This window comes from Streptomyces atriruber, assembly GCF_001418325.1.
Lineage (GTDB): Bacteria > Actinomycetota > Actinomycetes > Streptomycetales > Streptomycetaceae > Streptomyces > Streptomyces atriruber.
The window spans coordinates 1-1,928 of sequence record NZ_LIPN01000394.1; the positions used below are offsets into that span (position 1 = coordinate 1).

Annotated in this window: 3 protein-coding genes; 2 read left to right on the top strand and 1 reads right to left on the bottom strand. The window is 71.4% G+C overall.

Going from position 1 to position 1,928, the window contains the following annotated elements; all coding sequences use genetic code 11:
• The first annotated feature begins 110 nt into the window (after nt 1-110).
• Both AOK03_RS33415 and AOK03_RS33420 read left to right on the top strand, forming a co-directional pair.
• A complete protein-coding gene (locus tag AOK03_RS33415; RefSeq protein ID WP_055569133.1) occupies nt 111-905 on the top strand; it encodes a class I SAM-dependent methyltransferase in 795 nt (264 codons plus the stop codon).
• 52 nt (nt 906-957) lie between these two features.
• Complete coding sequence (locus AOK03_RS33420; RefSeq protein WP_055569134.1) at nt 958-1,347, top strand: winged helix-turn-helix transcriptional regulator; 390 nt, start codon at nt 958-960, stop codon at nt 1,345-1,347.
• 237 nt (nt 1,348-1,584) lie between these two features.
• On the opposite strand, the gene AOK03_RS33425 is transcribed toward AOK03_RS33420, so the two are convergent.
• The coding region (locus tag AOK03_RS33425; protein WP_055569135.1) for a DUF192 domain-containing protein at nt 1,585-1,928 on the bottom strand (344 nt) is incomplete at its 5' end.

Below are 1,928 nucleotides of genomic sequence, written 5' to 3' on the forward strand. Positions count from 1 at the left end.
CGACCGCACCCGCACCCGCACCCGTGAGCACACGCGCCCCCGCACACGCGCCCCCGCACCCGGACCAAACCCAGATGTGCCACACACGCCCCCGATGTCACGATTGCCCCATGAACAGTGACACCGGCCAGGACCCCCGCACCTTCGACGACCTCGTGGCCGAAGCCGAGGCCGCGCCCACCGAAGGATGGGACTTCTCCTGGTTCGAGGGCCGGGCCACCGAGGCGCGCCCCTCGTGGCGGTACGCCGAGTCGATGGCCCACCGCCTCGCCGACGCCACCGCCGGCCTCGACATCCAGACCGGCGGCGGCGAAGTGCTGGCCTCCGCCGCCACGCTGCCGCCGCTCGCCGTCGCCACGGAGGGCTGGCCCGCGAACGTCGCGAAGGCCACCGCCCTGCTGCACCCGCGCGGCGTCGCGGTCGTCGCGTCGCCGGAGGACGCGCCGCTGCCGTTCGCCGACGCCGCGTTCGACCTGGTCACCAGCCGTCACCCGGTCAAGGCCCACTTCGCCGAGATCGCCCGCGTGCTGCGCCCCGGCGGTGCGTACTTCGCGCAGCACGTCGGGCCCGCCAGCGTCTTCGAGGTCGTCGAGTACTTCCTCGGACCGCAGCCGGAGGAGGTCAGGAACGCCCGCCATCCTGAGCAGGAGCGTGCCGAGGCCGAGGCGGCGGGCCTGGAGGTGGCGGACCTGCGGGTGGAGCGGCTGCGGATCGAGTTCCACGACATCGGCGCGGTCGTCCACTTCCTCCGCAAGGTGGTGTGGATGGTGCCGGGCTTCACCGTGGAGGCGTACCGGCCGCGGCTGCGCGAGCTGCACGACCGGATCCTGGCGGAGGGACCCTTCGTCGCGCACAGCACGCGGCACCTCTTCGACCTCCGCAAGCCGGTAGTGTCGAACAGGTGAGTGACCGGGGAAGCGCCCGGGCAAGTGACCGCGCGAGCCGGGGGAGTTGACCGTGCCCAAGGACAGAGAGCCGTACGCCTGCGGGCTGGATGCCGCGGTGGATGTCGTCGGCGGCAAGTGGAAGCCGATGATCCTCTGGGCGCTGCACTCGGGCACGACGCTGCGCTTCGGCGAGCTCAAGCGGCACATCGTCGGTGTCAGCGAGAAGGTGCTGATCCAGCAGCTGCGGGAGCTGGAGTCCGACGGCATCGTGCACCGCGAGGTCTACCGCGAGGTCCCGCCGAAGGTCGAGTACTCGCTGACCGCCCTCGGCGAGTCCCTCAACACGGCCCTGGTGCCCCTGGGGGTGTGGGGCGACGAGCACATGCAACAGGTGATGGCGAACAAGATCGCGGCGGACAACAAGGCCGCAGCCGACAGCAAGGCCGACAGCGTTGCCTAGTGCTTCAACAGGGGTTAAGCACGTAAATCACGCCAGGACGATCGAAACGGGCAGAGCGCCCTCTTGACTCAACCCGCCACATAAACCCCACAACTGAACCCCTGATTCCGCATCGTTATCAATACTGGCTCGTTTCGCCTCCGGGCGTCACGTAAGTTCAGACCAAGGCTAATTCGCGTGAGCAAACCGCGCGTGCGGTGCCGCGCGGTGGAGGGGGCCGCGCGGCACCGCGGGCCGTCACTCCTCGCCGCTCCCGGCATCGCGCACGACGATCCGCGCACCCCGGCGCACGCCCCACCGGGCCATCGCCCCGGCCTCCGCCTCGATCACATGTCTGGCCCGCGGTCGCGGCAGCCCGACGCGTCCGGGGCGCATCGTCCGGACCGACAGCACGCGCCACCCGCGGTCGAGATACGCCACATCAATGGCGAACCGCATCCGCACGGTGTGCACGCCGCGCGCCGGCGTCAGCAGGAGCGCCCCCGACACGCCCGTGCGCCCGAGCAGTCCCCTCCGTCGCGCCCGCGCCGAGTCCGCGATCTCCAGGGGCACGGCCACCGGGGCCTCCGGGGGAGCCGGGG